Here is a 21,390-nt window from a genome sequence, read left to right on the forward strand (position 1 = left end):
ATCAGGACAACACTTGACCCGCCGCCACCGTCAGCCCGTCATGCCACCACGCCGCAAGACTGAAGACGTTGGGCGCCTTGAGGATCGTGAAATGGTTGCCCGGGCCGTACCACACCGCCAGATCCCTGGCCTCACGCTGCCAGCCTTCAAGCATCGCCGTCTGTTCGCGCCGGTTGCCCGAGGCGTCCAGGGTCGGGTCGTCCACCAGCGCCAGACGCACCGGCCCGGTGTAGGCCAGCGCCGGTCGATAGACCGTACGCAGCGCCGTGGCGAAGGTGCGTACCGGCCCCTGCATCGCATCGACTGACGCACGTTCGGACAGCACACCCGCGCGCACCATCCCGTCATGCAGCAGGCGCATTTGCGTGCTGTCGTCAGCCTCGGCGAAGGCCAGCGCATCGATGCCCAGAGACTTGCCGCTGGACAACTGCAGCGACTCGATCAGCCGCAACATCGCCGCCGTCGTGGTATATGGCTTGCCCACCACACTGTTGCCGCCAGGTGATTCGCTGTCGATCAGGGTCAGGGACGCCACTTCGCGCCCCGCCGCCTGCAACTGCGCCGCCATGGCGTAAGCCACCCAGCCACCAAACGAATGCCCGATCAGATGCACCGGTCCCTGCGGGTACAACTGCTCAAGCGCCCGCAGGTAGAACGTGGCGGCGCTTTCGACCCTGCTGTGTGGCACGGTCGCGCCGTCGAGGCCCCGGGGTTGCAGCCCATGAATCGGCCACTCCGGCCCCAGCGCCTCGGTCAGGTGGATGAACCCGGTGACACTGTCCCCGGCCCCCGGCACGCAGAAAATCGGTGCATGCCCGGTGTGACCGGTCTGAATCGTCAGGATCGGCTGATAAGCCGTTGGCGCTGGCGCAGCTGCCGTTTCCAGCGCCTTAGTCAGGGCCTGCCCCAGCGCCTGAACGTGCGGTGCTTTCATCATGCTCTGGTGATCGCCCGGAACATCAATGCAGTTCAGCTCCACACCTGGCAGTTCTTCAGCCCAACCGCACGTGGGGCTGAGTCGTGACATTGGCGCCGAACGCTCCCTGGCACGCAGCAGATGCAACGGCAGACCGACCGGGTTGATCCGGTAATGGGCCAACGCATGTCCGTGGGCCACCTCCCGGTCGAGGTAATGCCAGGCATCCGCCGACGCGACAGCTGCCAGCTCGGGTCTGAGCAGCTGTTGTTCGTGACAATGGTTGAACAAATCGGCGAACGCCCACTGCTCAAGTTCGGTCTGCAACACGGCCAGACGCGCCAGTGCTTGCTGCCCCTGGGGATCACGCCCGGCCCAATGCGCCGTGCAATGCAAAAGCAATTGGCGCTTGTGCACATGTGCATCGTTCCACTGCGCCTTGTTCGGATCGGCCAGGCGCGGCACGTAGGTGTCGATCAGCCCGACGAACGCCACTGCCTCGTCCAACCCGAGCAGTTGCGACGCGATTTCATAAGCCAGCACACCACCGAACGACCAACCGGCAAGCCGATAGGGGCCGTGGGGTTGTCTGGCGCGGATCACCTCGACCAGCCGGGCTGCCAGGCACTCCATGGTGCGCAGTTGCGCGCTACCGGGATCGATACCCGGCAAGCCGTAAATCGGAAACTCGCCGCCGATGTGCATGCCCAGCGCCGGGAAATACAGGTCCTGACCACTGAACTCATGCACCAGGAACAACGGCGTGCCCCGGTCGCTTGCACGCACCACGATCACGCCGTCATGACGCCGCACAGCGTCATTGCGCTGGCACAACAGCGTGGCAGCAGCCTCGACAGTTGGATGCTGGAACAGCTCGGCCAACGAAACCGGCATGTCGGCCTTTTGCATCAGATCGACGAGCCGCACCGCCAGCAGCGAATGCCCGCCCAGTTCGAAGAAGTTGTCATGGCGTCCTACCCGTCCGACTTGCAACACTTGCGCCCAGAGCCCGGCCAGAGACGCCTCAAGAGGATTGGTCGGCGCTTCGTAGTCACGAATGAGCAGCGCTTGGTGTGTCGGCGCCGGCAACGCTTTGCGATCGACCTTGCCGTTATTGTTCAGCGGCAGGCTCTCCAGCGCCACCCAGGCGGTCGGTACCATGTACTCCGGTAACCTTGCTTGCAGCAGTGCGCGCAGAGTAGCGCCCTGCAATGCAGGATCGTGCGCCGTGTAATAGGCCACCAGCCGCGTTGGCTCCTGTTCGTCGCGTCGGGCCAGGACCACCGCTTCCTTGACGCCCGGACAGCTCAACAGGCGGTTTTCGATTTCCCCGAGCTCAATGCGAAAGCCGCGGATCTTCACCTGGTCATCATTGCGGCCGATACATTCCAGTCGCCCCGGCGCCTGCCAGCGCACCAGGTCGCCCGTGCGATACATCAAGGCTTGCGGATTGTCGCTGAACGGATCCCGGAGGAATTTCTCGGCACTGAGTTGAGGCCGGTTCAAATAGCCCAGTGCAACCCCCTGACCGCCGATGTACAACTCGCCGGTGACGCCGAACGGCACCGGTTGTTGCCGGTCATCCAGCACATATACGCGGGTATTGCCGATGGGGCCGCCAATCGAAACGCTGTCGGCATCCGGCGCCACCTCACGCACTTCGAAGGTGGTGGCGTACGTCGTGGTTTCGGTCGGGCCATAACAATGCACCAGGCGCAGGTCCGGCGCTTCGGCGAGCAGCTTTCGAAACGCCGCCGGATCACCACGCTCGCCACCGCACAGCAGGATGCGCAGCCCTTTGAGCGCCTCGGGAATCAATTGCACGTACTGATTGAACAACGCGGTGGTGACGAAGAGGATCGTCGCCCCGCAGCGCTCCAGTTCCCGACCGAATGCCTGCGGGTCGAGCAAGATCCCATGATCGATCACGGCCACCTGTCCACCGTTGAGCAAGGCGCCCCAGATGTCCATGGTGCTCGCGTCGAACGCCGGGTTCGACGCGAATGCCACCCGGTCACTCGGGTTGAAATCGGCATAGCCGCAATCGATCACAAGGCGTGTAATGCCGCGATGCGGCACCATGACCCCCTTCGGGGTGCCCGTGGAGCCCGAGGTGTACATGATGTACGCCAACGCCTCCGAGGACTGAGGCAGATCCGGGTTGTGCGAAGGACTCCCGGCAAGCGCCAGGGTATCCAGATCCATTCGCCGGACCGGGTAATCGATGGTCTGATCGCTGCCGGTCAACAGTGCGACCGCCTGACAATCCTGCACCATGAATGCCTGACGCTCGGCGGGTGCGTTGATGTCCAGCGGCACATAGGCCGCCGCACACTTGATGATCGCCAACTGTGCGACCAGCAGCTCCAGAGAGCGTGGCAACAGAATCGCCACATGATCACCGGGCCGCACACCTTGAGCGATGAGATGATGAGCCAGGCAATTGGCGCTGTGGTTCAATTCTGCGTAACTCAACACCTGCGTCCCATGCACCGCAGCGACGGCTTGCGGATGCTCGGCGGCCTGCATCTCGAACACCCGCTGCACGGTCAGCACTTGCGGACAATCCCGCGCGGTGGCGTTGAGTTCGTCGAGCAACTGCGTGCGTTCCTGATCCTCGATTATCTGCACGTGTTCCAGCACTGCCTGGTCGTTGTTGACCATGGCCTGCAACAAACGCTGGAAGTAACCGATATAGCGCCGCGCCGTTGCCTCATCGAAGAGCGCTGTGGCGTACTCCATCCAGCCATTTATCCCGTTGGGCGATTCACCCAGGGTCAGGGTCAGGTCGAACTTGGCGAAGTGACTCGGCTCGGCCACCGCTTCCAGGGTCAGATCCCCCAGCGCCAATACCGGCCCGTCGCTGTTGCGCCAGTTGAACATGGTCTGGAACAGCGGACTGTGGGCCAGGCTGCGGGCCGGTCGGGCGATTTCCACCACGTGCTCGAAGGGCAGGTCCTGATGGTCCTGGGCCTGCAAGGTCAGCGCCTTGACCCGCGCCAGCAACGCTTCGACGCTCAGCTCACCGGAGGTATCGATGCGTAACGCCAGGGTATTGACGAACAACCCGATCAGTCCCTCGATTTCGGCCCGCAAACGGTTGGCCACCGGTGAGCCGACCACGACGTCCGATTGCCCGGACAAACGACTGAGCAGCATCGCCCACGCGCTCAGCATCGTCATGTACAGCGTCACGCCGTGGCGCTGGCTCAAGGCTTTGAGCCCGGCGCTCAAGCGCTCGTCCAGGCACACTTCGACGCTGCTGCCGGCGTAATCCTGTTGCGGCGGCCGGGGTCGGTCGGCAGGCAACGTCAGCAAGGCTGGCGCATCGGCCAGCGTGCGTTGCCAGTAGTCGCTCTGGCGCTGCAATACTTCCCCGCTCAGCCAGCGTCGCTGCCAGACGGCATAGTCGGTGTATTGCAATGTCAGCGGCGGCAAAGGGTCCGCCAACCCCTGACTGAAAGCCTGATACAACGCCATCAGCTCGCGGGTCAGCACCTCCATCGACCAACCGTCGGAGATGATGTGATGCAAGGTGATCAGCAGCACATGGTGATCGTCGGCCAGACGCACCAGTCGCCCGCGAATCAACGGATCGTCCTGCAGGTCGAACGGGCCTGAAGCTTCCCCCTGAATCAGCGCCTGCAAGGCTTTGTCGGCCTGCGGGTGCTGGCGCAAGTCCTCGACACGCAGCAGCACGCCGCTGTCGGGCGGGGTAATCAGCACCTGGGCGTCGCCATTGCAGGGGGCGAAGCGGCTGCGCAGGCTTTCGTGCCGGGCGACAATCCGCGCCAGCGCCCGCTGTAGCGCATCGGCGTCGAGCACACCGCGCAGACGCAGGCCGATCGGAATGTTGTAAGCCGTGTTGGCACCTTCCATCTGTGCCAGAAACCAGAATCGCTGCTGGGAAAACGACAGCGGCAATACGCCTTCCCGTGGTACCGGCAGGATCGGCGGCTGCGTCGAGCGTCCGGCCCGGGCAAGCGACTGCGCCACCGACGCCAGGTCGGCATTGGCGAACAACTCGCCGAGCGCAAGCTCCACGCCCAGCCGCTGGCGCACTTGCGCAACCATGCGCATGGCCAGCAACGAATGGCCGCCCAACTCAAAGAAATGATCCTGACGCCCTATCCGCTCGACCTGCAGAACCTCGGCCCAGATCTGCGCCAGCGTGCATTCCAATTCGCCTTGCGGCGCCTCGTACTCGCGTGTGAGCAGCGCCGTGCGCTCCGGCAACGGCAAGGCCTTGCGATCCAGTTTGCCATTGGCGGTCAGCGGCAGGCTGTCGAGTCTGACGAACGCGACCGGCACCATGTACTCGGGCAACTGGCCCAGCAGATGCTCGCGCAGTTGCGCCACAGCCAGTGGCTGCACCTGGGCCTGCTCGGTGAAATAGGCCACCAGCCGTGGTTGTCCGGGCTCGTCTTCACGGGCCAGCAGCACCACTTCCTGAATGCCGGGGAGCTGCTGCAGACGGCTTTCGATTTCCCCCAGTTCGATGCGCATGCCGCGGATTTTCACTTGGTCATCGTTGCGCCCCAGGTATTCGATCGTCCCGTCCCGGCGCCAGCGGGCAAGGTCGCCGGTGCGATACATACGCGCATTCGGGCGTTGACTGAACGGGTCCGGCAGGAAGCGTTCAGCGGTCAGTTGCGCACGGTTCAAATAGCCGCGCGCTACGCCTCTGCCACCGATATACAGCTCGCCGGACACACCGATCGGCACCGGGCGCTGTTGGTCGTCGAGCAGATACACCGAGGTATTGCTCACCGGTTTACCGATGTGCAGCACCTCCCCCGCCTCGATCCGTCCGGACGTGGCAACGACGGTGGCTTCGGTCGGGCCATAGTTGTTGATCACATCGAAATGCTGATTGCGCGAAAACTGACGCAAGCGGTCGCCGCCGATCAGCAAGGTGCGCAATGTCGGGTGCTCGAGATGCCGACTGAAGGCGTATTCGGCGACGGGCGTCGGCAGGAAACTCACATCCAGCGGTTGCGCGCACCACCAGGCCAGCAGCCCGTCGACGTCTTCGCCGCCATCCTGAGCGGGCGCCAGGTGCAGGGTCGCGCCGACGGACAGCGATGGCCAGACTTCCCAGGCCATCGCGTCGAAGCCGAACCCGGCCAGACTCGACGTATGCCGACCGGCGCACAGGTCAAAGGCGTTGCTGTGCCAATCGACCAGATTGGCCAGTGTCTGATGCTCGACCATTACGCCCTTGGGCAAACCGGTGGAGCCCGAGGTGTAGATCACATAAGCCAGGTTCGCTTCGGACAGTCCCGGCACCAGCGGATTGGTGTCATTGCCTGGGCGCCAGGTGCAAGGGTCGAGATCGAGCACCGGCCGCTCCTGCGTCGGCAGCCGTGCGAGCAGGTCACGTGAGGTCAGGATCACCACCGGTGCGCAGTCACCCAGCAGATAATTCAAGCGTTCGGCCGGATGCGCGGGGTCGATCGGTACATACCCGGCGCCGGCCTTGAGTACTGCGAGCATTCCGGCCAGGGTATCCAGTCCTCGACGGGCGACGATGGCTACCCGGTCATCCGGTCGCACGCCCAGATCGATCAAGCGATGCGCCAGAAGGTTGGCCTGGCGATTCAGTTCGTCGAACGTCAGTTGCTTGTCCAGGTGCACCGCCGCCAACGCTTGCGGTCGCGCGACGACCTGCGCCTCGAAGCGTTGATGAATCGTCTGTCCGCGAACGTATTCGACATTGCTGGCGTTGAACCCCGTCAACAGCTGTTCGCGCTCCAGAGCGGGCAACACCGACAGTTGGCTCAACGGCGTATCCGCCGCTTGCTCCAGCGTCTGCAACAGGTTTTCCATGGCACACAACATATAGCCGCAGATCCGCTGTGCCTCGACTTCACGGGTGGCCAGCAGCGTCAGGCTGAAATGATCGCCAAAGTCATCGATGCTCAAGGTCAGCGGGTAATTGGTGCGTTCTTGCGCATGCAGGACGCTGATCCCCTCCCAGGCCGAGAGCGCTTCGGCACTGGCATTGGCGCTCGAGGTGCTGTGCCGGTAGTTGAGCAGCGAATTGAATAGCGGCGATGACCCGACCACCCCGCTGCAGCGCTGGGCCAGCACCAGCGGGGCGTGCTCATGACGCATCAGACGGGTCAGACGCGCATGGGTGGCCTTCACCGAGTCACTCGCTGCCAGCGCGCTGACCTCGACCCGCAGCGGCAAGGTGTTGATGAAAATGCCCAGCGCGCGGTCGGTCGCCTCCGCCCCTTGCATCCGACCCATCAACACGGTACCGAACACAACAGCCGACTTTCCGGTGAGTGCATTGAGGACCTGCCCCCAGCCGAGATGGAACAGACTCGCGACACTCACGCCGAGCGACCGGGCACTGGCTCGCAGACGCTGCCCCAGCAAAGGGTCAAGTGGCACACCACACTCTTCGATGTCGCTACCATCGCCATGCACGCCTTGCAGACCGAACGGTAACGTCGGCTCGTCGATGTCACCGAGCATCTCGCGGAAAAATGCCTCGTGCTCCGACTCGCTGATGCCTAGTCGCGCCTGGGCGACATAATTGCGAAACGGTACGGGCGGTCCCAGTCTGGCGCTCTGCCCTGACAGGCAAGCCTGCATTTCCTCGCTGACGACAGCGAGCGCCGAGTGATCCATCGCCATGTGGTGAAACAGCAATATGGCGACGATACGCCCGGCCTCTGCATCCCAGGCATGGGCCAGGCGCAATAGCGGCGCGCGAGTCACGTCGAGGCGAAAGTGCCGGGCGTCAAATCGCGCATGCAACTGTTCCAGGACATCGCCTTCAGCCGCATCGAGCTGCATTGCCTCCAAAGGCAACCCGACATTTCGCAGGACCACTTGCACCGGCGTGTCCAGTCCTTCCCAGACGATGGCGGTGCGCAGAATGTCGTGGCGCTGGATGACGGTCTGCAACGCCTGGACGAATGCCTCGAACCGCGCGAGTCCGCTGAACGCGAATTTCGCCTGCATCACATACGGGTCACCCTGTGCAGCGCTCGCGTGGTGGTAGAGGATGCCCTCCTGCAACGGCGTCAGCGGATAGATGTCCTGGACATTGGCGCCGCCGCCAGGGATCTGCGCGACAATTTGATCGAGGGTGTCCTGGCTCAGCTCGACCAGCGTCAGCATCGCCGGGGTGATCCGTGTGGTGCCCGGTGAAATGCCATTGACCGGCACTTCAACCTGTCCCTCCCGTGCGGCCGAGTAATCGCCCGCCTCGATCAGCTCGATCAATGCCGGCTTGTGCTCGCGCAACGCGGCCAGCAAGGCCGGTTCACTCAGGGCCTGCTTGTTGCCATTGACCCGTAATTGTCCGTCCGTGATTGCCAACTGGATGTCTTTTGTCTTCAGTGTCGCCAACAGTTCATTCAGGTTCACAGGACGATCTCCATTCTTTCCGTGATGGCTGCATAACCAGCCAGAGTCGGTTGCTCGAACAACGTCCGGACATCGGCTTCGATACCTTCCTGTTGCAGACGCCCGATCAGATTGACTGCCAGCAACGAATGCCCACCCAGCTCAAAGAAATGGTCTTGCCGCCCGACGCGTTCGACTTTGAGCAATTCGCACCACAGTCGCGCAAGGAGGATTTCCATCTCGCCGACCGGCTCTTCGTATTCGCGGTGACTGACCGCAGCCTGATCCGGTGCGGGCAATGCCTTGCGATCCACCTTGCCGTTGGGACTCAGCGGCAGGCTGTCTAGCGCGACGAATGCCGACGGCACCATGTAATCCGGCAAACGTGCGAGCAGGTGTTCGCGCAACACCTCGATCCCCGGTTGCCCCGCCTCGGCGCTACAGGTGAAGTACGCCACCAGACGCTCCTCACGCACCAGCACCACGGCTTCGCGCAGCGCCGGATGGCTGAGCAGTTGCGCCTCGATTTCACCCGGTTCCAGACGCAGGCCACGCAGCTTGACCTGGAAGTCGTTGCGCCCGATGAATTCGAGCTGCCCATCGGTGCGATAGCGCACCCGGTCGCCCGTGGCGTATAGCCGATCGCCGGCCACGAACGGGCTCGGGATAAACCGTTCGGCCATCAACTGCGGCAACCCCAGGTAGCCCCGCGCAACCCCGGCACCGCCAATGAACAACTGACCGATGACGCCCATCGGCACCGGCCGCTCGGCAGCATCGAGTACATAGAGACGGGTGTTGTTGATCGGCCGTCCGATCGGCAACGCGCTGCCCGGTACCGGCATCGACGGTTCCAGCGTCCACACCGTGCTGTCGACCGTGGCTTCAGTCGGGCCGTAAACGTTGTGCAGACGCACCTGCGGCAAACGCTCACGTACCAGACGCGCCAGCGCCGGCGTCAGGTCGCCGCCGCCACAGAATACGTCGGTAAGGCTGCTGCACTGGCTGACCTCGTTCTGTTGGAGGAACTGCTGCAACAGCACCGGCACGAACTGGATCACGCTGATCCGCTGCTCGCGAATCACCTGCGCCAGATACGCCGGCTCGCGATGCCCGTCAGGACGTGCCAGCACCAGACGCAGGCCAGCGCTCAGCGGCCAGAACAGCTCCCATACCGAGGCGTCGAAACTGAACGGGGTCTTCTGCAACAGGGCGCCGTCCGCCACGACGGGACACAGCTGCGAACTCCAGTGCAGCAGATTGCCTACGCCACGATGCTCGACCATCACGCCCTTCGGCGCACCGGTCGAACCGGAGGTGTAGATCACGTAAGCCAGGTTCGAGGCGCTCAGGTTCGGCACTTGCGGGTTGTCATCCGGGTTGAATGTCCAGTGGTCCTGATCCAGATCGATCACCCGCGCGGTGCTCTCGTCGAGCAAGGCGCGAGTCGCCCCATGCACCAGCACCGCCACCGGGGCGCTGTCCTTGAGCATGTAATCCAGACGCTCCTTCGGATACGCCGGGTCCAGCGGCACATAGGCACCGCCCGCCTTGAGGATGCCGAGCAGACCGACGATCAGTTCCAGCCCGCACTCGACACAGATTGCCACCCGCGAATCCGGCCCCACGCCCAGTTCGCGCAGGTGATGGGCCAGACGATTGGCCCGTGCGTTGAGCTCGGTGTAGGTCAGCCGCTGCTCACCGGCCTGCAACGCAACGGCTTGCGGTGTGCGTTGTACTTGCGCCTCGAACAGCCCGTGAACGGTTTGCTCCAGATTGTCGGCTGTGCCGGTGACGTTAAGGTCGTAAAGCACCCGCTGACGTTCTGCGCCGTCAAGGATCGGCAAGCGGTTCAGCGGCTGATCCGGTGCCTGTTCCAGAGCATCCGCCAGTGTCTCCAGCGCGGTCTGCATGTAGTCGCAGATCCGTTGCGAGCCGACGCCCGCCGGGGTCATGGCGGTGAGCACAAAACCGCTGCCCAGATCATCGACGCCCATGCTCAATGGATAGTTAGTGCGTTCTTCGCTGCTCAGAGTCTCGATGCCGTGCCAGGCCTGACGCACGCTTTGCTGTTGCGCCTCGTCGGCGCTGTGCCGGTAATTGAGCATCGAACTGAACAGCGGCGACGGCGCGGCCACGCCGCTGCAACGCTGGGCCAGCGCCAGTGACGCGTGTTCATGGCCGAGCAGCGCACTGAGCCGCGCATGCGTCGCCCGAGCCCCTTCGCGCACTGGCGTATCTCCGAGATCGACCCGCAGCGGCAAGGTGTTGATGAACATTCCCAACGCCCGGTCGGCCCCGTCGCCGCCCTGCATCCGGCCCATCAGCACCGTGCCGAACACCACCCGCTCCTGTCCGGACGTCGCCGCCAGCACCTGCGCCCACGCGAGGTGGAACAGGCTGGCCACGCTGATGCCCAGTTGCCGCGCGAGACTGCGCAGACGCTGGCCGGTGGCAGCGGTCAGGGCCTGTTGCGTTTCCTCGATATCGCGACCGTCGCCTTGTACATCCTGCAAGCCGAACGGCAGGGTCGGCTCGTCGATGTCGCCGAGCATTTCCCGAAAGAACGCTTCGTGCTCCTGCTCGCTGACACCCAGCCGCGCCTGCGCCACGTAGTTGCGGTAAGGCACGGCCGCCTTCAGCGAAGCTTCATGCCCTTGCAGGCAGGCGAGCATTTCGTGCTGTACCACGTCCAGCGCGGTGTGATCGAGCACGAGATGGTGGAACAACAACATCGCGACTACCCGGTCGTGAGCCGGATCACGGGCATACACCAGACGCAACAATGGCGCCTGGCTGATGTCGAGGCAGTAGTGCCGGGCATCGAAATGCTCGTGCAACTGCTCGAGGATGTCGCCATCCGCCGGATCGAGCACGATCGCCTGCACCGGCAGGTCTGCGTGACGCCACACCACTTGCATCGGTTCGGCCAGTTTCTGCCAGACCACCGCCGTACGCAGGATGTCGTGACGCGCAATGACCTGGCGCAGCGCCGCAACAAAGCTGTCTAGCCGCTCGAGACTGTCGAAGGCCAGCCGCGATTGCAGCAGGTACGGGTCACCCTGCTCCGCGCTCAAGTGGTGATAGAGGATGCCTTCCTGCAACGGCGCCAGCGGATAAATATCCTGCACGTTGGCAGTGCCACCCGGCACCGTGGCAACGATCCGGTCGATGCTTGGCTGATCCAGTTCGGTCAGGCTCAGCAACTCCGGAGTGATGTGGGTGCAGCCGGCCGGAATGCGATTGGCCGGCACTTCGACTTCACGACCGCTGCCCACCGCCGCGGCCAGGGCGGCCAGGGTTGGCTGGCTGAACAGCACGCGCACGTCAGTGTTGAGGCCGATCTGGCGCAGGCGTTCGATCAGGCTGACCGCCAGCAACGAGTGGCCGCCCAGTTCGAAGAAGTTGTCGTGGCGACCGACCTTTTCCAGCTTCAGGACGTCTGCCCAGATCTGCGCCAGCGCAGATTCCACCGGGCCTTGCGGGGCTTCGTATTCGCGGCGGAGCCAGGCGCTTTGATCCGGTTCCCGCAAGGCCTTGCGGTCGAGTTTGCCGTTAGCGGTCAGCGGCAAGGCGTCGAGTCGCACGTAAGCCGCCGGGATCAGCGCTTGCGGCAATCGGGTTTGCAGATGATTGCGCAGAGCTTCGATATCGGCCGGCGCACGCTCGGTGAACCACACCAGCAACTGCCCGTCGCGAACCAGCGCCACGGCGTCCTGCACCGTCGGATGGCTGGCCAGCGCCGCTTCGATTTCCCCCAGTTCGACCCGCACACCGCGCAGTTTCACCTGATCGTCGTTGCGGCCCAGGTATTCGATATTGCCGTCCGCCAGCCAGCGTGCGAGGTCGCCGGTGCGGTACATGCGCCCTTCGTTAAACGGATCATTCAGGAAGCGTTCGGCGGTCAGTTCAGGACGGTTCAGGTAGCCCCGCGCCACGCCCGCACCAGCGACGTACAACTCACCCGTCACACCTACCGGCACGGGGCGTTGCAGGTCATCGAGCAGATAGATGCGGGCGTTGGCCATCGGCCGGCCGATGTGCAGCGGTTGCCCGACTTCAACCGGGCCGGACGTGGCGACCACCGTGGCTTCGGTCGGGCCGTAGTTGTTGATCACCGCGAAGGTCTGCGCACGGTTGAACTGACGCAGCTTGTCGCCGCCGATCAGCAAGGTACGCAGGGTCGGGTGTTGCAGCTCGCGGCTGAAGGCGTATTCGGCCACCGGCGTCGGCAGGAAACTCACCTGCAACGGCTGCGCTCGCCACCAGTCGAGCAGTTCGTCCAGGTGCTCGTTGCTCAACGTTTCCGGCGGCAGGTGCAACGTCGCGCCGACGCACAGCGCCGGCCAGACTTCCCAGGCCATCGCATCGAAACCGAAGCCGGCCACGCTGGCGGTGTGGCTGCCGGCGTGCAGGTCGAAGGCTTCGGCGTGCCAGTGCACAAGGTTTTCCAGGGTCGCGTGTTCGACCATCACCCCTTTCGGCTGGCCGGTGGAGCCCGAGGTGTAGATCACGTAGGCCAGGTTGTCCGGCGTAAAATCGGCGACCTGCGGATCAGCAACCGACAGGCCTGACCAGGTTTCATGGGCGAGATCAATCACCGGTACGCCAGCCTGATCAGGCAGTGCTGCGTCGCGAACCAGTACCACCCTCGGCGTACTGTCGGCCAGCATGTAAGCGATGCGCTCGGGTGGATAAGCCGGGTCGACCGGTACATAAGAGGCGCCGGCCTTGAGGATCGCCAGCAAGCCGACCAGCATGTCCGGGCTGCGTTTGAGACAGATCGCCACTCGCGTCTCGGTGGTGACACCCAGCCCCTGCAGATGATGGGCCAGGCGATTGGCGCGCTGGTTCAATTGCCTGAACGTCAGGCGCTGCGTGCCCGCCTGAACCGCCACGGCCTCCGGCGTGCGCGCAACCTGCGCTTCGAACAGACGATGAACACCTTGCGCTGACGGGTAAACCGACGTGCTCGCGTTGAAGTCGCCAAGCAGCTGCGCGCGCGCCGCCGCTGACAGCACGTTGAGACGTTCAAAGGCCTGTCCGGGGTTGTCGGCCAACGCTGTCGCCAGTTCCGTGAGAGCGGTGTGCATCAGCTCGCAGACACGCTGCGCCCCCACATGATCCGGGGTCAGCACCGACAGATTGAAGCCATCACCCCGGTCGTTGATGCTCAAGGTCAGCGGATAATTCGTGCGCCCGTCCTGGGCCAGAAATTCGATGCCTTGCCAGACCGGATCAACAGGCACTCGCGCAGCGTCGTGGCCGCCATGCCGATAGTTGAGTACCGCGCTGAACAACGGCAAAGGGGCGGCCACAGCGCTGCAACGCTGAGCCAGTGCCAGCGACGCATGCTCATGTCCCAGTAAAGCCGCCAACCGCTCATGAACCGTGCGAACCGCTTCGCTCACACTCTGCCCGTCAACCTCCACGCGCAGCGGCAAGGTGTTGATGAACATCCCCAAAGCCCGATCCGCGCCCTCGCCGCCTTGCATGCGCCCCAGCAGCACGGTGCCGAACACCACGTCCCGGCGTCCGGAAGTCGCCGCCAGCACCCGCGCCCAGGCGAGATGAAACAGGCTCGCGACGCTGACCCCGTATTGCCGCGCCTGGCGGCGCAGGTGCCGATTCAATTCCACTGGCAGCGCCAGCGAATGCTCCTCGATGTTGCGGCCGTCGCCCTGTACGTCCTGCAAGCCGAATGGCAGGGTCGGCTCGTCAATATCACCGAGCATTTCGCGAAAGAAGGTTTCGTGTTCTTCCTCGCTGATGCCCTGGCGGGCCTGATGGACGTAGTTGCGGTACGGCGCGGCGGGCGGCAAAGACTCAATCTGCCCCGGCAGATACACCTGCATGTCCCGGCGAACCACCTCCAGCGCCGTGTGATCCAGCACGACGTGATGGAACAACAGAACGCCTGCCACCCGGCCATGCAGCGGGTCCTCGGCATACATCAGACGGATCAGCGGTGCCTGACCGAGGTCGAGGCGAAAATCCCGGGCATCGAAGCGTGCGCGCAACTGATCGAGGATATCGCCATCCAGTGGATCAAGAGCCACCGGTTGCACCATCAGCGCAGCCTCTCGCCACACCACTTGCTGCGGGCTCGGCAATCCTTCCCAAACCAGACTGGTGCGCAGGATGTCGTGGCGCGCAATCACCTTTTGCAAGGCGTTGGCAAAAGCGTGCAAGCGCTCGACGCTGGCAAAGGCCAGACATGACTGTAATAAGTAGGGATCGCCCTCGGCGGCACTCAGGTGGTGGTAAAGAATGCCTTCCTGTAACGGCGCCAGCGGATAAATGTCCTGCACGTTGGCGGCGCCGCCGGGCACGGTGGCAACGATCCGGTCAATGCTGGCCTGATCCAGCTCGGTCAGGCTCAGCAGCTCCGGGATGATGTGGGTGCAGCCGGCCGGAATGCGATTGGCCGGCACTTCGACTTCACGACCGCTGCCCACCGCAGCGGCCAGTGCAGCCAGCGTTGGCTGGCTGAACAGCACGCGCACGTCGGTGTTGAGGCCGATCTGGCGCAGGCGTTCGATTAGGCTGACCGCCAGCAACGAGTGGCCGCCCAGTTCGAAGAAGTTGTCGTGGCGACCGACTTTTTCCAGCTTCAGGACGTCAGCCCAGATCTGCGCCAGCGCAGATTCCACCGGGCCTTGCGGGGCTTCGTATTCACGGCTGAGCCAGGCGCTTTGATCCGGTTCCGGCAAGGCCTTGCGGTCGAGTTTGCCGTTGGCGGTCAGCGGCAAGGCGTCGAGTCGCACGTAGGCGGCCGGGATCAGGGCTTGCGGCAATCGGGTTTGCAGATGATTGCGCAGGGCTTCGATATCGGCCGGTGCACGCTCGGTGAACCACACCAGCAACTGGCCGTCGCGCACCAGCGCTACTGCGTCCTGCACTGCCGGATGGCTGGCCAGCGCTGCTTCGATTTCCCCCAGTTCAACCCGCACACCGCGCAGTTTCACCTGATCGTCGTTGCGGCCCAGGTATTCGATATTGCCGTCCGCTAACCAGCGTGCGAGGTCGCCGGTGCGGTACATGCGCCCTTCGTTGAACGGATCATTCAGGAAGCGCTCGGCGGTCAGATCGGGACGGTTCAGGTAGCCCCGCGCCACACCGGCGCCGGCGACGTACAACTCGCCCGTCACACCTACTGGCACGGGGCGTTGCTGGTCATCCAGCAGATAGATGCGGGCGTTGGCCATCGGCCGGCCGATGTGCAGCGGTTGACCCACTTCAACCGGGCCGGACGTGGCGACCACCGTGGCTTCGGTCGGGCCGTAGTTGTTGATCACCGCGAAGGTCTGCGCACGGTTGAACTGACGCAGCTTGTCGCCACCGATCAGCAACGTGCGCAGGGTCGGGTGTTGCAGCTCGCGGCTGAAGGCGTATTCGGCCACCGGCGTCGGCAGGAAACTCACCTGCAACGGCTGCGCTCGCCACCAGTCGAGCAGTTCGTCCAGGTGCTCATTGCTCACCGATTCCGGTGGCAGGTGCAACGTCGCCCCGACGCACAACGCCGGCCAGACTTCCCAGGCCATCGCATCAAAGCCGAACCCGGCAACGCTGGCGGTGTGGCTGCCGGCGTGCAGGTCGAAGGCTTCGGCGTGCCAGTGCACAAGGTTTTCCAGGGTCGCGTGTTCGACCATCACGCCTTTCGGCTGGCCGGTGGAGCCCGAGGTGTAGATGACGTAGGCCAGATGCTCGGGGGTCAGGTCCGGCAACTGTGGATTGCTGTCCGGCAGATGCTGCCAGGCGTCACTGTCAAGATTGATCACCGGCACGGCGCCCAGCAGATCGCGAGTGGCCGTCTGTGCCAGTACCGCCACCGGATCGCTGTCCTGCAACAGATAAGTGATCCGTTCTGCCGGATGCGCCGGATCGACCGGTACATAACCGGCGCCAGCCTTGAGGATCGCCAGCAGCCCGACCAGCATCTGCGGACCCCGCTGCACGCAGAGCGCGACGCGATCGTCCGGTTGCACGCCGAGACCGATCAGGTGATGGGCCAGGCGGTTGGCGCGGCGGTTCAACCCGTCGTAGCTCAGACGTTGCCCGCCCTGCACCATTGCTACAGCGTCGGGTTGGATCGCCGCTCGCGCTTCAAACAATTGGTGCACAACATGACCGTGGGCAAAGTCGCGACCGGTGATATTGAAACCGACCAGCACGCGCTGGCGTTCGGCCGCCGACAGAATCGCCACCTGATTCAATGGCGCATGGCGATCCTGTTCCAGCGCGCTCAGCAAATTGTCCAACGCCGTTTGCAGATAATCGCAGACCCGCGCGCCATCCACTTCGGGCACTGCCTGTACAGACAGCCGGAAACCCTGTCCAAGGTCATCGACGCTGACCACCAGCGGATAGTTGCTGCGCTCACGAGAATCGAGAATCCGGATGCCCTCCCATCCCGGCGTAGCCGTCTGTTGCGCGCTGTGGCGATAGTTGAGCAAGGTATTGAACAGCGGTTCTGAACCCGTCACGCCACTGCAACGTTGAGCCAGCATCAGCGGCGCCTGCTCATGCACCAGCAGTTGCGCCAGACGCTCGTGGGTCGCCCTGACACCCGCCTCCACCGCCGTCGCCCCGACATTGACCCGCAGCGGCAGCGTGTTGATGAACATACCCAAGGAACGGTCGGCGCCCTCTCCACCCTGCATGCGCCCCAGCAGCACCGTGCCGAATACCACCTCCTCGCGCCCGCAGATCTGGGCAAGGACCTGGGCCCAGGCCTGATGCACCAGACTCGCAACGCTGATGCCCAGCGTGCGGGCCTGTTGGCGCAGGCGCCCGGCAAGATGCTCATCCAGTGCCAGTTCGCTGTCCACGATGTTTGTGCCATCGCCGAGTACGTCTCGCAGGCCGAACGCCAGGGTCGGTTCAACGATGTCGCCGAGCATGTCGCGAAAGAACGCTTCATGTGCCCCGGTATTCGAACCGAGACGGGCCTGAGCGACATAGTTGCGGTATTGCACGGGGGGCGGCAGCGCGTCGACTTGCCCGTCAAGGGCGTCGCTCATCTCGGCTACCAACACCTCAAGCGCGGTGTGATCGAGCACGATGTGGTGCAACAGCAGGATTGCGACCCAGCGGTTTTGCAACGGGTCTTCGGTGTAGGCGAAGCGCATCAACGGCGCACGCTGCAAGTCCAGGCGATAGTGTCGCGGATCGAAGTGTGCCTGCATTTGCTGCAACACATCACCGTCCTGCGGATCGGCATCCACCCGCTCCAGTGCCAGCGGCGCCGTACGCCACACCACTTGCACTGGCTCGTCGAGGTTTTCCCTGACCACACTGGTACGCAGGATGTCGTGCCGGGTGATGACGCTGTTCAATGCGCGGACGAACGCCTTGATCTGCGCCAGTCCGTCGAAGGCGAACTGCGCTTGCAACACGTACGGGTCACCGTCGGCAATGGCCAGATGGTGATAGAGGATGCCCGCCTGCAACGGTGCCAGGGCATAGATGTCCTGCACGTTGTCGATACCGCCCTCGACGGTCTCAACGATACGGTCGATGGCCGCTTGATCCAGCGTGGCCAGCGGCAGCATGTCCGGGGTGATGCGGGTGCAACCGGGTTCGATGCGATTGGCCGGGACGCTGAACGTGGAGGTCCTACCGAGCGTCGCCGCGAGTGCCGCCACGCTCGGCTGGCCGAACAGCACACGGACGTCGCACTGCATGTCCTGCTGACGCATGCGCTCGATCAGCTTCACCGCCAGCAGCGAATGACCGCCCAGCTCGAAGAAATTGTCATGCCTGCCCACCCGGTCCAGCCCGAGCAAGGTCTGCCAGATCACGGCGATGCGGGTTTCGATTTCGCCAAGCGGTGCTTCAAACGCCCGCCGGGCGAAGGCTTCGTTGTCAGGCTGCGGCAACGCCCGGCGATCGAGTTTGCCATTGGCCGTCAGCGGGAAGGCATCAAGGCGCACGAACGCGCCCGGCACCATATGCTCGGCCAGCGAGGCCAGCAGGTGATCGCGCAGTTGAGCAACGCTCGGTTCGACACCTTCGGCGGCCAGCCAGTAGGCCACCAGACGCGTGTCGCCGGGGCTGTCCTCGCGGGCTATCACTACCGCATCGCGCACGCCGTCGCAGGCGGCAAGACGTGCCTGGATCTCGCCAAGTTCGATACGGAAACCACGGATTTTCACCTGGTCATCGTTGCGTCCCAGGTATTCAAGTTCGCCGTCCACCGTCCAGCGTGCCAGATCGCCGGTCCTGTACAAACGCGCTTCGGCATGCCCGCTGAACGGATCGGCGATGAAGCGCTCGGCAGTCAACGCCTCACGATTCAGATACCCTCGGGCAACCCCGGCGCCGCCCACGTACAACTCACCGGTCACCCCGGCCGGCACCGGTTCCCGCCGGGCATCGAGGACGTACAGCTGCAGGTCGGGAATGCGCACGCCGATCGGGCTGCTGGCGGTCAGTTGCGCGTCTGCCGCCACCAGCGGTCGATAGGTCACATGCACCGTGGTTTCGGTGATGCCGTACATATTCACCAGTCGGGTGCCGGCGTTGCCGATCCGCGCGTACCAGGGTTTGAGCGATCCCGGATCGAGCGCCTCACCGCCAAAAATCACTTCGCGCAGCGAATGCTGTAACGGACTGCGGCCCTGAGCGGCGACCAACTGGCGGAACGCGCTTGGCGTCTGGTTGAGTACGGTGACACCCGTGCGGCAGAGCAACGCGTAACACTCGTCCGGCGAGCGGCTGATGTGTTGCGGCACCACCAGCAACTGACCGCCGTAAGCCAGCGCGCCCCAGATTTCCCAGACCGAGAAGTCAAAGGCAAACGAGTGGAACAACGCCCAGACGTCTTGCGCACTGAACCGGAACCAGTCGTGGGTCGCGCCAAACAGACGTGCCACGTTGCGGTGCTCGACCATCACCCCTTTGGGCAGCCCGGTGGAACCCGAGGTGTAGATCACGTAGGCCAGATGCGCCGGATTCAAGTCCGGGATCTGTGGATTGGACTCCGGTTCATTTTGCAAACCTTGGTCGTCAAGGTCGATCTGCGGCACGGAGAGCCCGGCAATCCGATCCAGAGTCGCGGCCTGCATCAGCACCGCCACCGGCGCACTGTCCTGCAGGGTGAAGGTGATGCGCTCCAGCGGATAAGCCGGATCGATCGGCACGTAACCGGCACCCGCCTTGAGCACACCGAGCAGGCCGACGATCATTTGCGGGCCGCGCTCGACGCAGATTGCTACCCGGTCATCCGGGCGAATGCCGAGGGCGAGCAAACGATGGGCCACCTGGTTGGCCTGTCGGTTGAGTGCTCCATAGCTGTAAGTACGGCCCTCGAACAGCAACGCGACCGCCTCGGGCCGATTGTGCGCATGCGCTTCGAATTGCTGATGGATCAAAGGCGTGTCGGGAAACGTTGCCTTCGGTGAGTTGACGCCATACAGCCAGTGCTCGCGCTCGGCGGGCGGCAGTATGTTCAAGCTGTGCAATGCGGCTTGTGGGTTGTGCTGCAACGCATCGACGAGACTGTCGAGTGCCGTGCGCAGGTAACCGGCGATGCGTGAGGCACTCAGCGTCACATCGGCCAGTACCGTGATGCGCAGGTCCTGACCCAGGTCATCGATGTTGACGGTCAGCGGGTAATTGGTGCGCTCGCGGGCGCCCAGTACCTGCACCCCCGGTGACAGCTCGATCACCTCGGCGACTTCCTCCACGCTGCTGTGGCGGTAGTTGAGCATGGCGCTGAACAGCGGCGTCGGTACCGCCACGGCGCTGCAACGCTGGGCCAGTGCCAGGGACGCCTGCTCATGGGCGAGCAGCGCGGTCAGGCGTCGGTGCGTCGCCAGCACGCCGTCATGAACGCTCGACGCGCCGACATCCACCCGCAAAGGCAGCGTATTGATGAACATCCCCAAGGCCTGTTCGACACCGTCAGCCGCGTTCATCCGTCCCAACAGAACGGTGCCGAACACCACCGCCGAGCGCCCGCACAGCTGACCCAGCACCCGCGCCATGGCCAGGTGCATGAGGCTCGCCACGCTCACCCCCGATTGTCGCGCGTGGGTCCGCAGGCGCTGGCTCAGATCGCTGTCGAGCATGCACGAGACTTCCTCGATGCCCTGTCCGTCACCTTGTACATCGTGCAAGCCACCGGGCAGTGTCGGCTCGTCGATGTCGCCGAGCATCTCGCGGAAAAATGCCTGGTGTGCTTGCTCATCCGACCCCAGGCGTGCCCTCGCCAGATGATCGCGAAATGGCACCGCCCTCGCGACGTCGGCGTCGCGGCCGGACAGATAGGCCTGAATTTCCCGGCGCACCACATCAAGCGCGACGTGATCCATGATCATGTGATGGAACAGCAACAACGCGACCACCCGGTCGTTGGCCGGATCCTCGGCGAACACCAGCCGCAACAACGGGGCCTGTCGCAGGTCGAGGCGAAAGTATTGCGGGTCGTGGCGTGCCAGCAATTGCGCGAGGATGTCCTCGCGGACATTCAGATCGACTTCCTCACAGACCAGCGGGGCTTCACGCCAGACCACCTGCACAGGTTCGTCCAGATGCTCCCAGAGGATGGAGGTGCGCAAAATGTCATGGCGCTCGATCACCCGACGCAACGCTTCGGTGAATGCCTCCAGCCGTTCGCGACTGTCGAACGTGAACCGCGCCTGCGACACATAGGGATCACCCTCGGGTGCGGAGAGATGGTGATACAACAGCCCCTCTTGCAACGGTGCCAGCGGATAAATGTCCTGCACATTCGCCACGCCACCCGGCACCGTGGCAACGATACGGTCAATGGCCGGCTGATCCAGTTGCACCAGCGGCAGCATGTCCGGGGTGATGCGCAGCGCCGGGCTCGACCAGTCGCCGCCGTGGCTCGCCACCAGTTCCAGCAACTGCGCCTTGTGTTTGGCGAGGCTGTCCCACAACGCATCGTCCAGTGCGTCGTCATCGCCCAGAATGACCAGGTCTTCATCGTCCTGTTGAAGGCGGATCGCATGGGTGGAAATAACGGCCATCAGCTCGCGAAATTGCATGGGGGTAACCTGCTGTAAATTCAGAAAAAAGGAGCGTGCAGCGGCGAGTCCGTACGGCTGCGCGCAGCCTGGAAAAGCTAAAACATCGGGGCC

Annotated in this window: 2 protein-coding genes; both read right to left on the reverse strand. The window is 63.8% G+C overall.

The window, feature by feature from the left end:
* Position 1: 1 nt before the first annotated feature.
* Complete coding sequence (locus J5M72_RS14395; protein ID WP_207865992.1) at positions 2-8,302, reverse strand: non-ribosomal peptide synthetase; 8,301 nt, start codon at positions 8,300-8,302, stop codon at positions 2-4.
* Entirely contained in the window at positions 8,299-21,297 is a 12,999-nt protein-coding gene (locus tag J5M72_RS14400) for a non-ribosomal peptide synthetase (RefSeq protein WP_207865994.1), read from the reverse strand. Before J5M72_RS14400 ends, J5M72_RS14395 begins: the two co-directional genes overlap by 4 nt.
* Positions 21,298-21,390 lie beyond the last annotated feature (93 nt).

The sequence above is a fragment of the Pseudomonas sp. 58(2021) genome (genome assembly GCF_017491585.1).
Lineage (GTDB): Bacteria > Pseudomonadota > Gammaproteobacteria > Pseudomonadales > Pseudomonadaceae > Aquipseudomonas > Aquipseudomonas fluorescens_BT.